Origin of the sequence: Endozoicomonas euniceicola, assembly GCF_025562755.1 — a bacterium.
GTDB classification, from domain to species: domain Bacteria; phylum Pseudomonadota; class Gammaproteobacteria; order Pseudomonadales; family Endozoicomonadaceae; genus Endozoicomonas_A; species Endozoicomonas_A euniceicola.
Window position 1 is genome coordinate 5829645 of record NZ_CP103300.1, and the last position, 23396, is coordinate 5853040.

Sequence of the window (23396 nt, forward strand, 5' to 3'; positions counted from 1 at the left end):
TTCTGTTGACTCAGAGAGGGGGAAGTAAAGGCTGAAGAAGGCAAAATTTCAAATCAGCTTTGGCTTTAGAATCTAAGCCTTGACATTAGAAATCCGCTGTCGTTGGCCTCCCGGGAACTGTTGGGAATAGCCATGTCTGAAGTCAGGCTCAAGCCCGGCATCGGCCATGGCACGAAGGACTGCCTGCCTGTTCTGCTACTGATCTGGCAGATTTTGTTGAATAATTGTTAGAGTGTCTTCCTGAGTAACCAGGTCACTTTTTGCTTTATACCAGCCTCGGGCGAGTTCCCGCAGTTTTTTATTTCGGGGTGAAGCCATTACCGCAAGGCTGAAGGAGTGGGCAACTGAACTGGCCAGACTGCGAAGCCTGTGAATGAATTCGACCTTCCGGGAAGTAGACTCAAAATGTTCATTGCTAAGAGTCGAGAGAACCGACTTATAAAATTCTTCAGGGCTAAGCACGCTATTCATTTCATCCAATCCCAAATAGGAGGCGATGACGGGTAAAAAGTAGTTATCTTTTGCCTTAAATGCGGTATCAAGAGCTGCTTTTCTCAAGTCTTCTCTTACTGCCTGTAAAGCGAAGACATCATCGAACTGATGTAACAATAGCCAGCCCATTTCTTCCCAGATACGTTCGATACCTACCATACTGCCGGATGTCCCATGCAATAATGTCAGATAAAGATCATATTCATCTTTCGGGCTATTGGCTTTACGGTACATATTTACTTTTCTGATAATGGAATAAACTTTTTCATTCCAGTTTTTGTGGTAGACCTTTTCAAAGGGCTTGATAGGCTTTTTTGAAGTCTTTGTCTGCCACTGGTCGTCACTTTGGCTGATGTCTGCAATATTACCTCGTCCTGTTCCGACTTTAATGGACGCTTTGGGTAAAGCCTCTATATCCATGGGTGATATAATTTTAACGGGTTTTTCAGCGTCTGAATCATAGTCTTCAGCCTGTGCCTGTGTCTGCTCTTCTTCCTGACTCTGTTTCCCGGGAGTGGCTTTTGCCGCCCTGTAAGGTCTCTTTTTGTTGCTTTTTCGGGCTTTCCTAACCCTGGCCGGAGGGGCGCTCTCATCAGAAGTTAATGTCTCCACTAAAATTCTGGCAGGGGTAGTGCTCTCTGCCTCCCGAACCGTTTTGGTTATAGACTCCGTTTCCCTGCTGGATTGGTTGCTGAGTGATTTCAGACGCTCCTCCCAGTAATCAGCTACAAGAGGACTTCGTGATAACCAGTAATGGTGCAGCTTTTCGGCGGCTTCAATGACTAAATCGGTTTTTCCAATCTTCCGGGCTTCCTGATAAATGTGGTGCCAAAGCTCAGGGGAGTATTTTGCAGCCTTTTGATACCAACTCAGAACTTTCTGTTTGGAAGCAATGCCACGTTTTTTGAATTTCTCATTTTTTTTACGCTCATAAATTGCACAGAGCTGATAGAAGAAAATTTTTGAAAAAAGGTCTTGGTCGGATGGAAGTTTACCCAAGATTTTCTTTTCTGCAATAGCTTTATAGTGTTTAATGGTAAAGTTATAGGTGTTTTCACTAAAAGATTGACTCTCCTTAAAATCCTGGCGGAGCGTTTTAACCGCTTTAACGGTGTGTTTATAATATTTCTCGTATGGAAAAACATTGAGACATTTGTTGTTACTGTTCTTCCCTTCGTTCCATTCAATCATGAAGGACATCAGTATGTAGCAAAAGTTGGCCTCCAGGTAAGTCATACGGGTTGGATCCAGGCTTACGTAGGCTATGTCTTTCAGGTAACCCCAGCGAATACGGTCAAGGGCTGTAAAGCTGACGGGAAAAAAATAAAGTAAGTGATAATTGCTGTTGAAACTTTCAAATTTATCTAGCAGTGCGAGATACCACTCAAGATCTATAGAACTGCGAATGCCTGATAATTCACCAGAGTAATACATAATCAGTAATGGCATCACTTCAGGATTAGCCTGTTCTACGGGTCTGCGAAAGTAGTTATGTAACTCCTGTTCATCGGCTTCAGCATCTTCGCTGGTGCCGTCAAGCAGCTTTTTGTATTTGTGCATCATCAGCCACGCCAGAACCTGGTCATCCGGATCAAAATTGTCGTCAGCTTCAGACTGGCTCAATGTATAAGCCTGCATAAAGAGTTTACGCGCTTCTTCTCTGTTGCGGTTTTTGAACCATGTAAAGGTGGCCTTAGCCATAATTTTTTTAGTTCGAGAGGGTTGCCGGGAGAAGTTAAGGAAGTTATCGTACAGCTGGAGTTTTAGAGAGCCGTCTACTTCCAGAAAGTCTTCTTCAGGAATATCAAGAAAGGCTTCCAGTTTCTCGTTATAGCTCATTTCAACCGTCTGTTTGGAAGGCGCGTTGCCTTTTTCCGGAGGATCATTTTTGTCATCGCAATGGTCATCCTGCTCATTCGGCTGATACTCGTCAGGTTTTTGGTTGGATGTATTTTCCTGCTTCTGTGAGGGCCGGTCGTTTTGTTGCCCAATGGTTTGTTGTGTTGTTTCCGGGACATCCCCGGGCAGTTCATCAGGCAAAATGGGCATAACGCTGGAGAGTTGGGATAAATAATAAGCCAAAGGCTGGTTAAGCTCTGAATAATAGGTAGGTACACAACTCACTGCATCACTGTCGCTATATGCCCGCAGTTCTGATTCCAGATCATCGCAATCAGCCTGAATGACCATAATCCGGTCTCTGTAGATCTTTTTAAGATTGTCATCTTCAGCATATTTTAACTTTCGTCGAAGGGTGGTGAGAAGCCTGAGCTTGTGCTGTAAACGACTTGACAGAATGTCCTTCAGGGTGAGTTGTAAGGCAGTTCGCTGCTTCTGCGGGTAAATAAAAAATATAAAATCCGTAGGTTGGAAGTCCTCTCTGAACCATTCATTATCATCACCGTCATCTCCGTCTCCGCCACCTGCGGCAGAAGTTAAAGAAGCCGGGGGCTGGTAAAGAAGTGTTGAAATGTCTGAAAGGCTTAATACCGACAGGATCAACCGTAGCCCATGATCCAGAACTGATTCTGCGATCTTTGCTCCAATGGACAATTGATCCCTATCGAGTTGAGGTAAAACAATACGATACTGTCCGGATATGACCGACGAATACAGAGTCAACGATTTTGATATGTCTCTGGTCTGGTCAATATTTGTGTCCTCTCTGTTTTTGTTTGCCAGATGGCTGAGCTGCTGGCGTAGATCAGCTTGTCGTTCAGGAGGAACCGTTGGAGGAATCAAGCTGGATTGCAAAAATGCTTTAAGCGGTATTTGTTCTGGCGGATGGGTGATGGATGAATAGGTTCTGAATGACAATGCCAGTAAAGGTGCGAAAAGCAGGTAAAGATCTGGCCTCTCATGGGAAAAGTGCTGAAGGGATGCGTTCAGACCCGGTGCCGGAAGGAATAACAGAAGAGGCAGGGCCACTCTGCAAAAGCCATTGTAAAAGCTGTGTGGCAATATCGTACTGAAGAAAGTGCTCATGCTCTTCTCGCTTCGGCAGTGATCATTTGTTTTTTTCTGTTGAGTCCGTCAGAGGGGGGGAAGTAAAGGCTGAAGAAGGCAAAATTTCAAATCAGCTTTGGCTTTAGAATCTAAGCCCTGGCATTAGAAATCCGCTGTCGTTGGCCTCCTGGAGCTCGCGGGGATAGCGATGTCTGAAGTCAGGCTCAACCCCGGCATCGGCCATGGCACGAAGGACTGCCTGCCTGTTCTGCTACTGATCTGGCAGATTTTGTTGAATAATTGTTAGAGTGTCTTCCTGAGTAACCAGGTCACTTTTTGCTTTATACCAGCCTCTGGCGAGTTCCCGCAGTTTTTTATTTCGGGGTGAAGCCATTACCGCAAGGCTGAAGGAGTGGGCAACTGAACTGGCCAGGCAGCGCAGCCTGTTAATGAATTCGACCTTCTGGGAAGTAGAGTCAAAGTGTTCATTGTTAAGAATAAAGAGAACAGACTTATAAAAATCTTCAGGGCTGAACATGTTATTCATTTCATCCAGCCCCAGATATGAGGCGATGGCGGGTAAAAAGTACTTATCTTTTGCCTTAAAAGCGGTATCAAGAGCTACTGCCCTCAAGCCCTCTGTTATTGCCTGTGTCGCATAGACATCATCATACTGATGTAACAATAGCCAGCCTGCTTCTTCCCAGATACGTTCGATACCCACCATGTTGTTTGATGTTGTTTTTAGCAATTCCAGATAAAGATTATATTCACCTTTCGGATTATTAGCATTACGGGATGCCTGGACATTTTTAAGAATGCCATAAACTTTTTCATTCCAGTTTTTGTGGTAGACCCTTTCAAAGGGTCTGATTGCCTTTTTCGATGTCTTAGTCTGCCACTGATGGTCACTTCGGCTGATATCAGCAATATTGTTTTGTTTTTTTCCGACTTTAATGGTTGCTGCGGGTAAATCGGCTGTATCCATAGGCGATAAAGTTTTAACAAGTGTTTCAGCGCCTTGATCGTAGTTTTCAGCCTGCGCCTGGTTTGTGGGAGTGGTTTTTGCCGTCTTGACCGGCTTCTTTTTCTTGCTTTTTCGGGCTTTCTTACTGCCAGCCGGAGAGGTAGCCTTGTCAGAAGCTGATGCTTCCGCCAAAACCCAGTCGGGGAGGGTGCTTTCAGATTCCTGAACGGTTTCGGGTCTGGGCTTTATCCCTGTGCCACTGAATGACTTCAGACGCATCTCCCAGTAATCAGCTATAAGAGGACTTCGTGATAACCATAAGCGGTGCAATTGCCGGGCAGCTTCAATGATCCGACTGGTTATGCCAATGTTCTGGGCTTCCTGAAAAACCCGGTACCAGAGCTCAGGGGTGAGTTCGGCAGCCTTTTGATACCAGTTCAGAACTTTCAGCTTGTGAGCATTGTCCTTTTTTTTGTATTGCTTATTTTTTCTGCGCTCCAGTATCGCGCAGATTTGATAGTATACGCTTGCGGAAGATATTTTTGAGTCCTGCTCGCTCCATTTTTTTGCAAAATTCTCAAAGAGCTGAATAACGAAGTTACACCTTTTTTCACTGAATGCCTGTGGCGCATAATTTGTGCGTAAATTTTTAAATAATTCAAAGCCTTCTTGATAATATTCAGCGGCTGAAAAAACGGTTTGATATTTATCGATACTTACTTCATTTCCTTTCCACTCAGATATGAAGGCTATTAGGAAGTAGTAAAAGCGAGCCTCCTCGTAGTCCAGGGAGGTTAGGTCCAGGCTTGACCAGGCTGTATCGTCCAGGGGAGTCCAGCGAATACGGTCAAGGGCTGTAAAGTTGACTGGAAAAAAATAAAGTGAGTGATAATCACGGTTGCAAATTTCAAATTTATCTATCAGTGCGAGATACCACTCAATATCTAAAGAACTGCGAATACCTGATAATTCACCAGAGTAATACATAATCACTAATGGCATTACTTCAGGATTAGCCTGTTCTACGGGTCTGCGAAAGTAGTTATGTAACTCCTGTTCATCGGCTTCGGCATCTTCGCTGGTGCCGTCAATCAGCTTTTTGTATTTGTGCATCATCAGCCACGCCAGAACCTGGTCATCCGGATCAAAATTGTTGTCAGCTTCAGGCTGGCTCAATGTATAAGCCTGCATAAAGAGTTTACGCGCTTCTTCTCTGTTGCGGTTTTTGAGCCATTTAAAGACGGCCTTAGCCATCATTCTTTTTTTAGTGTCAGTACTTTGCCCGGAGTTTTGAAACAGTTGGAATTTTAGTGGGCCGTCTATTTCCAGAAAGTCTTCTTCAGGAATATCAAGAAAGGCTTCTATTTTCTCGATGTAGCTCATTTCAACAGTTTGTGTGGAAGGTCCGTTGTCTTTTTCCGGAGGGTCATTTTTGTCATCGCAATGGTCATCCTGCTCATTCGGCTGATGCTCGTCAGGTTTTTGATTGGATGTATTTTCCTGATTCTGTGAGGGTCGGTCATTTTGTTGTTTAATGGTTTGTTGTGTTATTTTCGGGACACCTCCGGGAAGTTCATCAGGCAAAATGGGCTGAACGCTGGCGAGATGGGTTAAATAATAAGCCAAAGGCTGATTAAGCTCTGAATAATAGGTAGGTACACAACTCACTGCATCACTGTCGCTATATGCCCGCAGTTCTGATTCCAGATCATCGCAATCAGCCTGAATGACCATAATCCGGTCTCTGTAGATCTTTTTAAGATTGTCATCTTCAGCGTATTTTAACTTTCGTCGAAGGGTGTTGAGAAGCCTGAGCTTGTGCTGTAAACGGTTTGACAGAATGTCCTTCAGGGTGAGTTGTAAGGCAGTTCGCTGCTTCTGCGGGTAAATAAAAAATATAAAATCCGTAGGTTGGAAGTCCTCTCTGAACCATTCATTATCATCACCACCATCTCCGTCTCCGCCACCTGCGGCAGAAGTTAAAGAAGCTGGGGGCTGGTAAAGAAGGGTTGAAATGTCTGACAGGCTTAACACCGAGAGGATCAACCGTAGTTCATGGTCCAGAACTGATTCTGCGATCTTTGCTGCAATGGACAACTGATCCCTATCGAGTTGAGGTAAAACAATACGATACTGTCCGGATATGACCGACGAATACAGAGTCAGCGATTTTGATGTGTCTCTGGTCTGGTCAATGTTTGTGTCCTCTCTGTTTTTGTTTGCCAGATGGCTGAGTTGCTGGCGCAGATCAGCTTGTCGTACAGGAGGAACCGTTGTAGGAATCAAGCTGGATTGCAAAAATGCTTTAAGCGGTATTTGTTCTGGCGGATGGGTGATGGATGAATAGGTTCTGAATGACAATGCCAGTAAAGGTGCGAAAAGCAGGTAAGGATCTGGCCTCTCATGGGAAAAGTGCTGAAGTGATGCGTTCAGACCCGGTGCCGGAAGGAATAACAGAAGAGGCAGGGTCACTCTGCAAAAGCCATTGTAAAAGCTGTGTGGCAATATCGTACTGAAAAAAATGCTCATCCCCTTCTCGCCCTGCCTGTTGCCACTTGTTTTTTTGTGTTAATTCAGAAAGGGGAAAGTAAAGGCTGAAGAAGGCAAAATTTCAAATCCAGCTGGGCTCCCCGCCTGGGCGGCGGGGATGATAATGGGGTATTATTGGCTAAGTCAGCTGCGTTTCAAAAGCAGCCGCCAGCAACTCCCGGGTATAAGGCTGTTGAGGGTTGTGAAAGATATCATCGGTATCACCCTGCTCAACCACCTGACCTTCCTTCATTACCATAATCCGGTGGCTCATGGCTTTCACCACGGCGAGGTCATGGCTGATAAAGATATAGCTCAGGTTGTATTTCACCTGCAGGCCCCGTAACAGTTCGATAACCTGGGACTGAACCGTGCGGTCCAGCGCCGAGGTAGGTTCGTCGAGAATGATCAGCTTTGGCTTGAGGATCAATGCCCTGGCAATAGCAATCCGCTGTCGTTGACCACCGGAGAATTCGTGGGGATAGCGATGTCTGAAGTCAGGGTCAAGCCCGACATCGGTCATGGCACGAATGATGGCCTGCTCACGTTCTTCCCTGCTGCTGACACCGTGAATATCCAGACCTTCGGCAATAATATCAGCAATGGTCATACGCGGACTCAGGCTACCATAAGGATCCTGGAACACCACCTGCTTTTCCCGACGATAAGGCTGACAGGCTTTCTGGCTAAGATCATGAAGCGCTTTGTTCATAAACCAGATTTCGCCTTCACTGGCTTGCAGTCGCAACAGTGCCATGACCAGCGTGGTTTTTCCCGAGCCGGATTCACCGACAATACCCAGGGTCTCCCCCTGTTGCAGCGACATACTGAGATTGGTCACGGCTTTTACATGGTCAACGGTTTTACGAAAAAAGCCCTGTTTGATGGGGAACCAGACCTTCAGGTTTTTGCATTCAATCAGGGTCTTGTCCGGATTCGGTACAGACTCCGGCGCACCACTGGGTTCGGCATTCAGCAGGTCAATGGTGTAGGGGTGTTGTGGACGGGTGAAGAGGGTTTCAGTGGCCTCCTGCTCTACCAGACAGCCGTCTTTCATCACACAGATTCGGTCAGACACATGACGGATCAGGTTCAGGTCGTGGCTGATAAACAGCACAGCCATTCCCAGTTTCTCCTGTAACTCTGCCAGCAGTTTCAGAATCTGCCGTTGCACAGTCACATCCAGAGCCGTTGTTGGTTCATCAGCTATCAAAAGTTTCGGCTCACAGGCCAGTGCCATGGCGATCATCACCCGCTGCCGCTGACCTCCGGACAGTTCATGGGGGTAGGCGTTAATCTTGCTGGTGGATTGTGGAATGCCAACCAGTTCCAGCAATTCCAGCGCCCGGGTTCTGGCTTCACCATTGGTCAGTCCCAGGTGCAGGGTCAGCACTTCAACTATCTGTTTGCCGATGGTGTGCAGAGGGTTCAGTGCCGTCATGGGTTCCTGAAAAATCATGCTGACCTGGTGACCACGAATCTGGCGAATCTTATTACTGTCGGCATCGGTCAGGTTGTCACCGTTGAACAGGATTTCCCCCTGATAGCGGGCATTGTCCGGCAGCAGCTTCAGGACACTCAGTGCTGAAACCGATTTGCCGGAACCGGACTCTCCCACCAGTCCCAGGGTTTCACCAGGGTGAATATCAAAACTGATCTTGTTAACGGCATTAAATGCCTGATCACCCTGCAGAAACTGAACCTGCAGGTCTTTGACACTCAGAAGCGGCTTTTGCGTGGCAGTGTGATGGTTGCTCATTGCTTACGCTCCTGTGTGGTACTTGCGTGGATCCAGTGCATCACGTGACGCTTCTCCAATAAAGACCAGCAGGGTCAGCATTACCGACATCACAGCAAAGGCGGTAATGCCCAGCCAGGGGGCTTGCAGGTTGTTTTTGCCCTGGGCAATCAGCTCACCCAGTGAAGGCGATCCGGCAGGCAGGCCAAAGCCGAGAAAATCCAGTGAGGTCAGGGTGGTAATGGCACCGGTAAGAATAAAGGGCATAAAGGTGACGGTGGCAATCATGGCATTGGGCAGAATATGCCGGTACATAAGACGACTGTCGTTCATTCCCAGCGCTCTGGCCGCCCGGACGTATTCAAGATTTCTGCCGCGCAGGAACTCAGCCCGAACCACGTCCACCAGTGTCATCCACTGGAACAGCAGCATAATTCCCAGCAGCCACCAGAAACCGGGTTCAACAAAACTGGACAGAATAATTAGCAGATACAGGCTGGGCATCCCTGACCAGACTTCGATAAAGCGCTGTCCGAACAGGTCGATCTTGCCACCGTAAAAACCCTGAATGGCTCCGACAGCGACACCGATAATGGTGCTGAAAAAGGTCAGGGCGAGGCCAAACAGAACCGATATCCGGAAACCGTAAATAACCCTGGCCAGAACATCACGCCCCTGGTCATCGGTTCCCAGAAGGTTATCCAGAGAAGGTGGAGCCGGTGCGATACGGGCATAGTTGATGGTGTCATAGCTGTAATGAATGGGCGGCCACAGCATCCAGCCATGGGGTTCAATCAACTCTTTTGCATAATCTTGTCGGTAGTCAATCTCCAGTTCAAACTCGCCACCAAACGTGGTTTCAGGATAGGTATGAAACACCGGGGTGTAATATTCACCCTGAAAACGAATCAACAAGGGTTTGTCATTGGCAATAAATTCCGCAGCCAGAGTGGTGAAAAACAGAATGCCGAACAACCACAGCGAGAAGTAGCCTCTGCGGTTTTGTTTAAAATTTTCCCAGCGTCGCTGGTTGAGTGGGGTCAATGCCATCAATGTTAACCCCGCGCTTCGAAATCGATTCGTGGGTCCACCATGACATAGGTCAGGTCGCCAATCAGTTTGATCACCATACCAATCAGGGTAAAGATAAAGAGGGAGCCAAACACCACCGGATAGTCGCGGTTAATGGCGGCTTCATAGCCCAGCAGTCCGAGGCCATCGAGGGAGAATATAATTTCAATCAGCAACGAGTTGGTAAACAGAATGCCGATCAGGGCAGCAGGAAAACCGGAAATCACCAGCAACATGGCATTACGGAAAATATGCCCGTACAGAACCTTGCCTTCATCCAGCCCCTTAGCCCTTGCGGTCTGCACATACTGACGGTGAATTTCATCAAGGAATGAGTTTTTGGTCAGCATGGTCAGCGTCGCAAAGCCGCCAATGACCATACAGAATATTGGCAATACCATGTGCCAGGCGTAGTCCATAATCTGACCCATCGTCGTCAGTTCATCAAAGTTGTCAGACGTTAGTCCACGAAGTGGGAAAATATTCCAGTAGCTGCCACCGGCAAACAGGACGATCAGCAGAATAGCCAGCAAAAAGCTGGGAATAGCGTAGCCCGTGGTGATGACAGCGCTGGTCCAGACATCAAACGTTGAGCCATGACGAACGGCCTTGCGAATGCCCATGGGGATGGAGATCAGATAGATAATCAATGTACTCCAGAGTCCCAGGGAGATAGAGACAGGCAGCTTTTCAACAATCAGGTCCACCACTTTGGCGTCCCTGAAAAACGAGTCGCCAAAGTCGAAACGCAGATAGTTGCCCACCATCTGAAAAAAACGCTCAGGGGCGGGTTTGTCAAAACCATAGAGTTTCTCAATATCCTTGATCAGCTCGGGATCAAGTCCCCGTCGTCCACGGTATTCACCGGATTCATCCAGGGAAAACTGCTGCACTTCCGCACTGCTTGAACCGCCAATACGACTGATGGCGTTGGTATCAAAACCTTCCAGCTTGGCAATCATCTGCTCAACAGGGCCGCCGGGGGCGGCCTGTATAATGACAAAGTTGAGTAGCATGATGCCGAACAGGGTTGGGATCATCAGCGCCAGCCGGCGCAGTATGTAACTGTACATAAAAGAAACCCTTCAAAGTCACTGCTGTTAAGCGTTCTTGCTGCTACGTCTTTTGTTCAGGGTCCATCCCGCCAGTCCAAGGGCTATCAGAAGTGCCAGCCACCAGAAGGTTTTGCCGGTACTTTCGTTTCCAGATGAATCCTGCTGGCTATCTGCGCCTGTCGCGACAGGGGAGGATTCTGTTCCCATCCACCAACTATTCAAATCAAAGCTATACAGCTGCGGTGCCTTTGAGCCGTTCAAAGTCGGCTTGAAAGGGTGTTCCAGGGGTTGCCAGTAGGCGACCCGGACATTGGGGTAATACCACTGTGGAATCATGTAATCACCCCACAGCAATACCCGGTCCAGTGCCTTGACCGCTGCTTCCAGGTCTTCACGGGAATCCGCATGGATCAGGGTATCTGTCAGCTGGTCTATTACAGGATTTTTAATGCCCATATAGTTACGGGAGCCAGGTACGTCAGCAGCAGCGCTGCCCCAGAAATCCCGCTGCTCATTACCCGGAGAGCTGGACTGACCATAGCCGGTAACAATCATGTCGTAATCAAAATTGCGCAGGCGGCTGATGTACTGAGAGGCGTCCACGACACGAATGCTGGCATCAATACCCAGTTGTTCAAGGTTCTTTTTAAAGGGCAGGGCAATCCGTTCCATGGAGGACTGGATTAACAGGATTTCAAACTTGAAGGGTTGGCCTTCGCTGTTTCTGAGGACACCATTTTCCAGCTTCCATCCTGCTTCTGTCAGTAGTTTCAGAGAGTCACGCAGTTGCTTGCGTATCTGCCCGGAGCCATCGTAGACCGGGAGCTGGTAGGGTTCCGAAAACAGCTCTTTTGGAAGCTGGTTACGGAAAGGCTCCAGCAGCGCCAGCTCTTTACCCTCAGGAATGCCGGTAGCACTCATGGTGGAGTTGGAAAAGTAGCTGTTGCTACGGAAATAGGAACCATAAAACAGGTTTTTGTTCAGCCACTCAAAATCCAGTGCGGCAACCAGAGCCTTTCTTACCTTCGGATCTTTAAACAGCTCCCGGCGGGTGTTGTAGGCGAAGCCCTGCATACCCTGGGGTGACAGGGTTTTAATACTTTCCAGTTTCAACTCACCGTTCCGGGTGGCAGGAATATCGTAGGCGGTGGCCCAGTTAAGTGCCGAGTACTCGAAGCGAAGGTTGTATTTGCCCGCCTTCATGGCCTGCAGGGCGACGTTTTCATCGCGGAAGTAATCATACTGGATGGAATCAAAGTTATAGCGGCCAACGTTGACGGGCAGGTCTTTTGCCCAGTAGTCATCGACTCTCTGGTACTCAATGCTGCGCCCGGAATCGACAGATTTGATTTTATAGGGACCGCTGCCAAGGGGGAGGCTCATGTTGGCGGCCTGAAAGTCGTTCTCGGGTTTTTCCCAGAAGTGTTTGGGCAGGATCGTCATCTGACTGATAATCAACGGCAGCTCACGATTCCGGTTGTGTTTGAAGATAAAGCGGACACTGTATTTAGACAATGCTTCGGCTTTTTTAATGTCGCCGTAATAGGCTCGATAAAACGGCGCGCCTTTTTCCAGCAGGGTATTCAGTGAAAAGACCACGTCTTCAGCGGTCACCGGATGACCGTCGTGAAAACGGGCTTTAGGATTGAGATGAAAGGTAATGCTGCTGTTATCCGGAGCCTGTTCTACATACTGTGCCAGCAATGGGTACATGGTGAAGGGCTCATCATAACTGCTCACCATCAGCGTGTCGTACATATAGGTTGTACCACCCACTGAGGTGCCTTTTTCAATATACGGATTGAGGCTGTCGAACGTGCCTGGTGCCGTCATGCGCAGTGCGCCGCCTTTGGGTGCTTCAGGATTGACATAATCATAATGCCGGAACCCTTCAGGGTATTTGGGAGAGCCGTGCATGGTCATGCTGGTCTGGCTGCCTTCCGGACGTTGCAGTGTCTCTGTTGCGTCTGCGGTCAGGCTCGTAAGACCCAGGGCCAGGGTCAGGCAGGTGTGCATAAAGGCATTTTTGACAGGCAGGAACCGGGTTGGAAAACTGTACCGATGAATCATAAGGGTCCTGAATAAATGGTCAGAGAAGTTTTGTTTTATATAGAGGCCTGGTTGCGACTGAACGCTCTGGTCTGATCGTTACAGTCGGTTGACCTCACTGAGGTTCGTGAACAGAGTAGCTCTTAGAATGCTTTAGAATGCGTAATGGTGCAAGTTGTACCCGTATTTTCTATAAGGCAGGCAGGTGCGAGCCCTTATCTATTCGGAGAGACTCTTGTTCCAATTAGTGCAGCCGCAGGCACCTGCACAATTGCAGGTGTCAGTAGCTGCAACGGTATTAACGGTATCGTTGCTATCAGAGGTCGGGTTGTTATCCATAAGGTAGTCATGGGCGTTCCTGTTTATATTGACCCACGGGGGAAAGTAGTCCAGCAAGCCCTGTAATTCATTGACGTCAAATTCGTTGCGTCTGAACCCTCCTTCCCTCAGTGCGCTGAGCGCCATTAACATGGCACCAATGGTGTCCTGGTCATCAGTAAATTGCTCCACAAGCCTGAGTAATTCCCGTTGTGATCCGGTATCGGTAAAGAAAAAATGTAAGACGGCTGCTGCCGAATTAGGGCCCCAGGTATCTCTTAGCTTTCTGGTTTGCCCATTACGAGGCCTTCTTGTACTGGTGCTCACAGGAAGGAGATTGTTTAATTCTGACATTACATCAGCATGCGAAGAGCTTCCAATGTAGCTTTCGACAACCTTCAGGCATTGTAGAAAAGTTTCGTCAGTAACGTATTGACGAATGCGCCTCAGGGTGGCAAATGCAAAATCACGACGTGAAGGCCTCGTTGCCGCATCGCTTGCCCGGTACTCAATGCTGCTTCTGGCTGTCAGGGCGATGGCGACTGCGGCAGATATGGCTTGGGGGTGATTGTGACTGACCTGCACGGCCTGTCTGACCAGGTGGACAAACTGCTTATCGCTGATGTACGGATTAATATCAATAATACCGACAATAGGGGCGATTCCCATGCAACCTCCATTACCCCAGGAGCCGGTTTTTCCTCCAACATTTCTACCAGAAAGAGCAAGCACATCCTCCGGCCTCATTTTGTCCCCACTCCTGAACTTCTTATAAAACTGTTTCAGCAGGTGCGCATGATCAGGGCCATAGCCGGGCAGGTTGACCTGGGGGGGACCCTGCATATCCAGACCAAAGCGCTGCTTTTCAGGGAATTCGATAAAACACTGGATACGTGCCAGCTTTACCATGTCAACACCCTTGCTCTTTTTTGTATAACATTCAGGCAAACTCCCTGAAAAATAAGCGAAGATCGCTGCTGCTTTATGAGTGTCATCGGTGCATGAACATTCTCTGGAATTCTTGTGACGAGGTGCTTTATGGTAATTGTGCTCACCCCGGTGGTCACCGAGTGCCGTACCCAGCAAGGCGAGCTCTGCGTTAGCAGGGGGGGCTGCGAGAACAGGCATTGAGGCTACGAAAAGGAAGGCAATGAGAAATGTTGATGTGTTGAGCATTGAAGAAACCTTTATATCCGTTGTGTTCATGGACAGGAATTTATAGCAGAAAACAACGGTTCAACTTTTTAAGGACTTTCTGTCCCGTACATAGGAAATTCAGACTACACTGCTGATTGTTTTTTTACGCATTTGGAGTCTTTTCTTTTTTGCTGTCCTTTGCTGTCACTTGTGATTAAAGGCTCCGGGAAAGATAGTTTATAAAAAGTAGATGAGCTTCATTCATTTTCAGATCAAATTTTATTGATTATCAGGTGGCTACGTTTTTGGACGAGAACTAGCTGAGTACTGTCTTGTGCATAATTTCAATAACTTCGAGCTGTAGGCAGGAGCTTAATGGTGCATAATTACCTGACATCTCTGAGTGCTAACTTTTTACGACTTTTTATTATCTTCCTGTTTGCCAGTTCAGCGCTTTTTGCTGCCACCGACGGTATTATCTGTAAACCAGTCAGTGATTTAACGGAAAGTTTTCCGGGAAAGGCGTTTTTAGCCGACAGCGGTCAGGTATGTTTTAAACCTGTTGACGATAGCAGAGCAGTTTTTTCTCCTTTCTCTGACAGTTTGCTTTTCTATTTCCTGTCAACCGTTTTTTCAACTGCCGGAAGCGCCGGTGTTGTTTTTTCTGGCAGGCCCGGAAACGTATTAAGCCACAAAAAACCGTTACAGGCGGAATCACCGCCCCGGACATCCCTTTTAAAAACACTGTTAAAAAACAGATTGCTTCCTGATGGTGCTTTTTCCAGAGAGGTAAACGACAGAAAAAGAAACAGGCTTGAGGGAGAGCTGGATCAGGCGATTGTGAACTGGCAGCAACTTGTTAAAAGACCGTCTTATCCTGCCGCTGTTGTTTCTGTCAGTGATGCCTCTATGCGGGTAGTTATTACCCGGGACAACATTCTCCGGAGTGTCAGTCTGGTTTCTTTGTACGAAAAACTGCTCAACATGCAGACGCAAAGCTATCTCGCATTATTGGATACTGAAGATCTGAAGGACATTGCAGGTATCGTCACTGTTAGTCTGGTGGCTTCCGGGAGTGGCGGTGATGGTGACGATGACGATAATGACAGCACTCATTACACCTTCGATGCCGAGCCTGAGCCACTGATCATTGTCTACGGCGACAAGGAGTACCCGGAGCAGGATTCAGCGGAAGAACTGATCAGGAAGAATCTGAAAAATAAACGACGATTGTTAAAAATCCTCCGAAAAAAAATGCAACAGGCCATAGCCCGGGGTCATGGTGACCTGGCCCGGATTCTTGATAACAGGATCATGCTGATTACCGCTGACCTTGAATACCTGACTGATTTGGATACATCCGCAACCGGAATAACGGAAAACGATCAGGGTTCCCCGGGGATTTTGTCATTCCTGAAGGCATCGCTGGCTACTGATGACCGGGAGCTGTGGCAGCGTGATGATGACGCCCTGAAACAGGCGCTGTCTCAACACCACGTAAACACTGACTATCAGAGCATTCTCATTGTTCCCGGTGAGCTGACACATGAAGAAGCCCTGTTCTACGACCGGTGGCGACTTACGGACGCGGGTTTGGTTTACCAGGCATTGAGAAGACGGCTGGAACAGCAGTTGCAGCTGGAAACAGACGACATTAACGTGTCAACAAAACAAACTGAGTTTCTGGTTTCTGGTCTTGAAGCACTGGCGCGTCAGTTCCGGGCGATGTTTTCAGCTGATCTTTCAAGCCAGTACGATGAGAGGCAGGTACCCCATCAGGAAGGCGGAGGTCAGAATCAGGAAAAATACAAAGCCACGGCAGAAGGCAGGCAAGAAGGCTCAAATTTAAACACCCGCACAAACAAACCTCTGGATAATAAGGAGGAGAGAGGCTGGAAGAAAGACGATGAGGGGGAAGAACCACCCGACAACGATAAACATACATATAGTAAGACCATCGACTGCTCACCTTGCCACGGACCTTGCAAAAAGGAGAAGCCAGAAGCTGGTATTAATGCCCGGGAATCTGCCCAATTTTTCAATGTGGCTCAATCCCTTGTGCAGCGTTTTCTGCAAAAACCACTGCCTGGTCAGACCGTTCTCCCGGATGAAATCGCAAGACCCGTCCATGGTGCCATGCATGGAGCCAGAGCGGCTGTTTGGATCCCCATACTGCTTAACATCCGGCAGTCAATGAATGACCCTGAGGCAGAAGCCGTTTCTCCGGAGCAGGTTCACTGGCTGATGACCGCCAGTCTCCTGCACGATTCCGGACGGGAAGGAGAGGGGGAGGATACTCCTGAATGGGAAAGAACCAGTGCTGAGCAGTGTGAGGATCACCTCTTAGCCATGGGCTGCCCGCATTCTATGATGGCGGCCTGTAAAAGCAGCATTATTAACAAGGATCGGTCCGACCGTTCCGCTAAGACCCTGGTTGAGAAACTTATCCACGACGCGGATTGCCTGGAGATTATGAGGACAAGCAGTGGTAACCGGTTCGATCTTGCCGAGCTGGACCTGTACCATGATTTTTCCGCCGAACCGGATATCGACTCACGGCTTTACAATCTGGCCAGTCAGGTCAGGGACGTTATTGCGCAACAGGGGGATTTATCCGGTACCACCCGGATCATTAACTCAAAATCCGGTTTTTCTGAGCAGAAGGAAAAGGCTGTCAGGCATCACTTTTCAACGGCCATTAAAGAGCGTGCTGAATTTGCGGATAATGCGCTGCTTTATCAGGTTGATTTCCTGAAAGAAAAAGCGCCGGAACTTTTTAAAATGTATCAGGATACTACCCCGTCTTTGCCTGACAGCGAGGAGTTACTGAGTCCGGTTAAGGCTGTTGAACTGAATAAAAAAGGGAAAGCAGACAATGGTAAATACCTTGTCAGGGAGCGGAAAAACCCAGACAGCGCCCGGAATGAGGTGTTAATGGCTAATCTTGCCCGCGAGCTGGGACTGAGCGTGCCTGAAACCCGGCTGGTCAGAAAAGAGGGAAGGTTCTTTGTGGTTTCGTCTGAGGTTACCGGCAGTCCGATGACAAAAGAACTTGCGCAGAAAGCAGACCCGGCTGAGCTGGCAAAGCTTTATCTGGTAGCGGCCATCACCGGCAACAGCAATATCATTGGCGCTGACCATGACCAAACAATAATGGACGAGAACGGTCAGTTAATACCGCTGTATTGGCAAGAGGCAGGAGAGTTTGGGCCAGCTGGTGGCGAGCAGCGCAAGGCTGGCACCTTTTGCAGTACGGTCTTTGAATTGGATACCCTGCTGAATCCCGGGCATTCCCGGACAGAAAACACTGTGCCTGAAGACTCTCGTGCCGCTCACCATAATGCGGCCACGCTGTTCAGCCAGCGTCTCAGTGAAGCGGACATCAAAAATGCGGTTCGTGATCTCCTGTCGAAAGATACCACTGCCATCGCGCGACTGGTGGAAACAATGGGGCCTGATACTGCCATTGACCGGCAGCGGCTAAGCCGGACGCTGTTGTCCCGGATGGCTTATATTGCCCGCAGGTTTCCGGAATGCTGTCCTGAGCCGATTACTGCCGCTGAGCAAGGAGCCATTGCCGCTTCTGGTATGCAGGGGTATTCACGGCCGGTGGCTGACACAGGTATTGAAAATGGCGATTTACGCATTTATCAATTCATGGATGTTCAAAAAACGCCAGTGACCGCCTGCTGGCTGAAACTTGAGCCTCAGGCAGCCCGCCAACTGGCTGACCGGCTCGGGCTGCCCGATACCGGCATGAATGATCTTCACTACCTGCGTACCTGCCTTGATGAACTCAGTCAAAAGCCTGCCATGAACCCCTATTGGCGGGTAAAGCTTCAAACTATGGATCGACGTTGTCAGCACCTTATACAGACTGTTGAGGCGGGCCTGGTGCGCTACAGTCTTCCACAGGAACGCCGCCGTGCAGAGCAAGCGCTTGAATCGTTAAACGGGCTTCGTCGTCAGATAGCCAATGCCCTGAAGTGCGAAGATAAAAAAACTCTGGCTATTCGCCAGCAACTCCCTGCACAGCTGCCTGAAGGGTTGCCAATCCGGGTATCATCCATCGCTTTTACACCCGTTGAGGGAAGCGTCCTGCCAGCCAGAGAGTTTCGGAATGCCCGTGGTTGGGAAATCGGGAAAGAAGTGGTGATAGACAGGGCGCATCATTATCAACTCGCCCCTGAGGCGTTTCTGCCCGGTGACTGCCTGAAGGAACGTCCCGGCATTGAAATTGACTGGTTCAGTGATGACCTGGCCGATAATTTTTCCATGGCGGGTACGCTGCATTTACGTACCAGTGGTAATGATTGTCAGGCAACGAAGACACTCCTTGATGCCATCGCCCAGCTTGGCATTGATATCGAGAGGCCGGACAGTGAGGCTATGCAGGCGCAATACGTTGATTCGCTCATAAACCATTATCAGCTCAACCTGCTGTGGGAGCAGACAGAACCGGAATCTTTGGTCTCAGAAAGTCCTGAAGAAAACAAATCCAACTGGTTGAAATCTCAACTGAAATGGCCAGAAATTCCCCGTTGGGAAGACCATCACCGCATTCTGAACGGGCAGTGCATTTTTTATCTACCCAAGCATGTGCAAAAAAAGAACAAGGATGGAAAAACTGAGCCTGCTTACGAGATCCTCCACGAATTAAATTTTCTGGCTTCAGGTTCTGAAGAGCGTGAGAGCGTTATAGAACGAATCATTCATAGTGGTGGCAACTGTGTCTCCATTACTGAAAGATTCCGGCTCGGTGTGAACCAGGGTGCCTATGCCTCAAAGCTTCCTGACCTGAAATCCGGAAGTGGTGCGCGGGTTTTCGCTGCGGTCAGGGAGTCCGGAGGTCACAAACCTGACAATTTTCTAAAACTGAAACAGGATCACCTGCTGAGAACCGATATTAAAAGCGAGGGGCTGGATATGTTTGGTGAGCCAATTCCTGTACTTCAGCATTATGATCTTCCTGCTCAAAGTCCATCGGCATTAGGGGCTGGTTTTGCTTCTGCCGAAATCAGCAGTCGGTTTATCAGCCTTGAAGAGGTGGAAGAAATCGTTGTTCCTGAGGGTGAAAAGATAACCGGGAAAATGAAAGCGACGTTCGATGGTGGAGAAATAGCGCAGTTCATACGCTGTGGAAATGACTTTCCGGATATGGCTAAGAATAAACTGCCTGGTGTCGCTGTATTCGGGACGGACATAGAGATAACTGACGGTTCGGGTATACACACCCTGAAGCTCCCGGAAGAGCTGCGCTTTGTCTATGAAGCCGAGGTAACAATTGACTCAGGCTCAGTGCTTGTAAGGGCCTTTGACTATGGCCGTAATGAATATGTGTCCGCTACCTTCGTTAAAGGTGTTGAAGGCTGGCAGAAGGAGATCTGATCACAATCATTCTCACTTCTTGCTTCTACTCTCCCACCACCAGGTGTCCAGCCCGCTGGCATAGTCTGGTGCAATGTTCGGGTGTTTTAATCCCTTCCTGTAGACGAAGGGCCAGTAAGGCAGATACCACTGGGGAATGACGGCATAGTGCCACAGCACCACACGGTCAAGGGCGCGGGTAACGTCCACCAGTTCAGCCCTGGACCGGGTCTTCAGGGATTTTTCTATGAGGGCGTCCAGTGCCGGCAGACTGATCCCGGAAATATTTTTGCCGGACTTGGCTCTGGCACTCTCACTGCCCCAGAAGTTTTTCAACTCGGTGCTGGGGGCGATGCCGGGATAAAAGCCGTGAATGACCATATCGAAATCAAAGTCTCTCAGGCGATTGATGTACTGGGAGGTGTCGATGGTGTTCACCCTGGCATGGATACCCAGCGCTTTCAGGTTGTTAATGAAGGGAACCACAAAACGCTCGAATTCAGGCTGGGACAGCAGAATTTCAAACGCCATGGGTTCCCCCGTCTTCTGATGAACCAGCTTGCCACTTCGGAACTGCCAGCCTGCGTCTTTCAACAGTTTTAGTGCCTGCCGCTGATTGTTGCGCCAGTTGCCGCTGCCATCGGTGGTGGTGGGCTGGTAGACCCGGGTGAAGACTTCTTCAGGCAGTTCCTTGCGCCAGGGGGACAAGAGTTTAATCTCCTTTGCGGAGGGCAGAGCCTCGGCAGCCAGCTCAGAGTTAGAGAACAGGCTGTAGGCCTGTTTGTAAATATTAAAGAACAGGTGTTTGTTGATCCACTGGAAATCCAGTGCCAGGCTGATGGCCTGACGCAAGCGCCGGTCTGCAAATTTAGCCTTACGCAGATTGAAGACAAAGGCACGCATCCCCAGCGTACTATTTGGCACCCCTTCCTGAATAATCTCTCCATTTTCAAGAGACTTGCCCTTGTAACCTTCCGCCCAGTTTTTTGGGTTAGCATCCACCCTCAGGTCATAGGCTCCCTGCTTGAAAGCTTCAAGAGCTATCTGGTCATCACGGTAATAATCTATACGCACTTCATCGAAGTTGTGGCGACCTTTGTTGACCGGTAAATCCCTGGCCCAGTAATGTTTCACGCGCTCATAAGTGACATGATGTCCTGGCTGAAAGTCTTTGATTTTAAAGGGACCACTGGCTAATGGCAGGCTCAGGTCGGCAGTGGCGATATCATTTTCTGGTCTAGACCAAAAGTGCTTGGGTAGCACTCTTAACTGAGACAGTCTCAGGAGCAGGTGTTTGCCCTGGGGACGGGAAAAACGGAACTCAACCCTCAGACGGCTGGTGGCTTTAACAGAACTGACATCGGCATACAGGTTGCGGTAATGAGGCGGCCCTTTTTCTTTCAGAGTTTCAAAGGTGTAAACAACATCTTCCGCTGTCATAGGGACATTGTCGTGAAAGCGGGCATCCGGGTGAAGGTTATAGGCTACCCATGTCATGTCCTCAGGGTACTCAATGGACTGGGCGATCAGCCCGTAAACGGTGTAAGGTTCATCGCCCGCTCTGACCATCAGCGTGTCGTAAAGGGTGTAGCTGTCTGCTGCCCAGTTGCCTTTGGGGGCAAAGGTATTGAAGGTGTCGAACGAGCCGGTGGCGGCTTTGCGCAGGATGCCTCCCTTGGGTGCCTGTGGGTTGGCATAATCAAAATGGGTAAAGTTTCCAGGGTGTTTGAACTGGTCATAAACACTCAGGGCATGGGAGCGAGTCACCCTTTTTTCTGAAAGGCTGTCGTCTGCCTGTAGCGAACCGGATAGCGTGTCAGACAGAAGCAGAGCGCTGACACAGAAGATACACAGGTGATAGAGAGCCGGTTTCATTAGGGGAATCCTGAGTTGGGGCGTTCAGGCATTACATCGGCTTTTTACAGGCACTTTGCAGTGAGTTTTGGATTCGCAGAAATACGGGGTTGCGGTGAGCGAAAGTAGGTATATGACGCAATCTATTGATCTGTGACAAATAAATAATTTCTGGCAGGCGTATTCTTGGCCTCAAGAAAGCGCAGAGTCAGCCTCGCTTTTCTTAGGATCAAATGTAATCGATTGCATGACTGTAATAAAAACGTCACTTTTTTTGACAAGAAAATGTAACCGGTTACATAATGGTCTGGCAGACTCATAAAGTCTGTGGGAGCAAAGCTCCTCATTTTTAACGAAGTCGTGTAACCGGTTACATTTTTGGTTCGTACTGAGTTGAGAACGATAGCCAGCTTCCTCAGAGCCAACAACTATAAGAGCTGTTTATCAAAACCTCCCAGAGAGGAGGTGATAATAATAAATACAAGTACAGGGAAAAATAATAATGTTTAAAAGAACACTCATCGCTACCGCAGTGATTGCTGCTGCTTGTGCCTCAACCACCACCTCAGCCAACACTTCAACCTCAGCATTTTTTGATGACTCAACAGTTTCTGGTGGTGTCTATAACATGACCCGGATACGGGATCGTCAGCCAAATGGTTCAGAGCATTTTGCTGAAAACATTCATCACTCCACGACGATGGTAGGCCTGAACTTCAGCTCTGGCCTGGTGGGTGGCGTGTTTGGTATCGACCTGGGGGCTCATGGCACCTGGGATATGTGGAACTCAGGTTCTTCACAGTGGAGTGAATTCTCCCTGGTTGATGATAAAAATAAAATTAAAGACGGCTTCACTATAAACCGCGCCAACGTCAAACTCGATTTTGATGTGTTCAAGGCACGTGCAGGTTACATTCAGCCATCGGGGCCGGGTGTTCTCGGGGTGAACTGGAGCTTTATGCCGGGTACTTACCGTGGTGCCGAGGGTGTGTACAGCGCCAACGGACTCACCATTGCCTATATGTGGGCTGATGAGTACAAGAACCCATGGAATTATGACATGGAGAAAATGACGCGTAATGATGCCGTAACAGACAAAGATGATAACGTCATTACTAAAGCCACTGAAATTGACTATGTTCAGAGTCTGGGTGCCAGTTATGCTTTCGGTAATGGCTACAGCGTTTTAGGTGCCTGGGGTGAAGGCGAAGACTTTGTAGACCTGTACAAGTTTAAGCTGGCTAAGGACGGAGAAGGCTTTAATGTCAGCTACCACTTTTATGGCATGAATGACCGTGACGACAAAGAGGACTCTCTCAACAATATCTATGACGGCCTGACCTACCAGCATGTTCTGATGTCAAAGTTCAATAAGGATAACTGGACATTCCGGGCTGAAGCGACTTACACCATAGCCAAGGGCAAACAGGGTAACTTTGTTGTTCGTCCAACGGGTTACAATGGCGGTTTTGGTAAATCCAATGGTGCTTATGAAGTATGGTGGGATAGTCGTTCAGACTTTAACCATAACGAAGAAAAGGCGGTCTTCCTGGGTGCCACTTATGACTTTGACCATGGCTGGAGTGCCGGTGCCTCCTTCGCTTACGGTTGGGATGGTAAGTCCAATGACACTAAGGTGACTACAGAGAAGCTGAAAGAGATCGCTTACAACCTGGATGTAGGTTACACCTTCCAGTCTGGTCAACTAAAAGGGGCTTCGGTAAAGGCTCACTATACCATTTATGACCTGGAGACAGATGTAAACAGCTGGTCTACTGCCTTCCCGAACGCTTTCCGTGATGAGCGGGACCTGAAAATTAGCTTTGCTATGCCATTCTCATTCTGAGTTTTTTCTGACGAGTCCCCCGTCAGA

10 protein-coding genes are annotated in these 23396 nt (G+C 48.6%); 2 read left to right on the plus strand and 8 right to left on the minus strand.

Annotation, left to right across the window (positions count from 1 at the left end; all coding sequences use genetic code 11):
• Positions 1 to 195: 195 nt before the first annotated feature.
• The 7 genes from NX720_RS23740 to NX720_RS23770 all read right to left on the minus strand — a co-directional run bounded on the left by NX720_RS23740 (position 196) and on the right by NX720_RS23770 (position 14293).
• On the minus strand, positions 196 to 3477 hold the full coding sequence (locus tag NX720_RS23740) for a hypothetical protein (protein ID WP_262597996.1): 3282 nt from the start codon (positions 3475 to 3477) through the stop codon (positions 196 to 198).
• A 232-nt stretch (positions 3478 to 3709) separates the two neighbouring features.
• A complete protein-coding gene (locus NX720_RS23745; protein WP_262597998.1) occupies positions 3710 to 6934 on the minus strand; it encodes a hypothetical protein in 3225 nt (1074 codons plus the stop codon).
• 139 nt (positions 6935 to 7073) lie between these two features.
• Positions 7074 to 8693 (minus strand): ABC transporter ATP-binding protein, encoded by a 1620-nt coding sequence (locus NX720_RS23750; RefSeq protein ID WP_262598000.1) that lies wholly within the window; start codon positions 8691 to 8693, stop codon positions 7074 to 7076.
• Positions 8694 to 8696: 3 nt separating this feature from the next.
• Positions 8697 to 9722, minus strand: a complete 1026-nt coding sequence (locus NX720_RS23755) for an ABC transporter permease (RefSeq protein WP_262598001.1) — start codon at positions 9720 to 9722, stop codon at positions 8697 to 8699.
• 5 nt (positions 9723 to 9727) lie between these two features.
• Positions 9728 to 10816, minus strand: coding sequence for a microcin C ABC transporter permease YejB (locus NX720_RS23760; protein ID WP_262598002.1), 1089 nt, complete (start codon positions 10814 to 10816; stop codon positions 9728 to 9730).
• A 27-nt stretch (positions 10817 to 10843) separates the two neighbouring features.
• Complete coding sequence (locus tag NX720_RS23765) at positions 10844 to 12868, minus strand: extracellular solute-binding protein (protein ID WP_262598004.1); 2025 nt, start codon at positions 12866 to 12868, stop codon at positions 10844 to 10846.
• Between the two features lie 198 nt (positions 12869 to 13066).
• Positions 13067 to 14293 carry an ADP-ribosylglycohydrolase family protein gene (locus tag NX720_RS23770; RefSeq protein WP_262598005.1) on the minus strand — a complete coding sequence of 409 codons (1227 nt, stop codon included), beginning with the start codon at positions 14291 to 14293 and terminating at the stop codon, positions 13067 to 13069.
• Positions 14294 to 14677: 384 nt separating this feature from the next.
• Between NX720_RS23770 and NX720_RS23775 the strand changes: the two genes are divergently transcribed.
• Complete coding sequence (locus tag NX720_RS23775; RefSeq protein ID WP_262598006.1) at positions 14678 to 19690, plus strand: SidE phosphodiesterase domain-containing protein; 5013 nt, start codon at positions 14678 to 14680, stop codon at positions 19688 to 19690.
• Positions 19691 to 19702: 12 nt separating this feature from the next.
• Here NX720_RS23775 and NX720_RS23780 read toward each other — a convergent pair whose 3' ends face one another.
• Positions 19703 to 21544, minus strand: a complete 1842-nt coding sequence (locus tag NX720_RS23780) for an extracellular solute-binding protein (RefSeq protein ID WP_262598007.1) — start codon at positions 21542 to 21544, stop codon at positions 19703 to 19705.
• A gap of 481 nt (positions 21545 to 22025) precedes the next feature.
• Here NX720_RS23780 and NX720_RS23785 point away from each other — a divergent pair, with 481 nt between their 5' ends.
• Entirely contained in the window at positions 22026 to 23369 is a 1344-nt protein-coding gene (locus NX720_RS23785) for an OprD family porin (protein WP_262598008.1), read from the plus strand.
• Positions 23370 to 23396 lie beyond the last annotated feature (27 nt).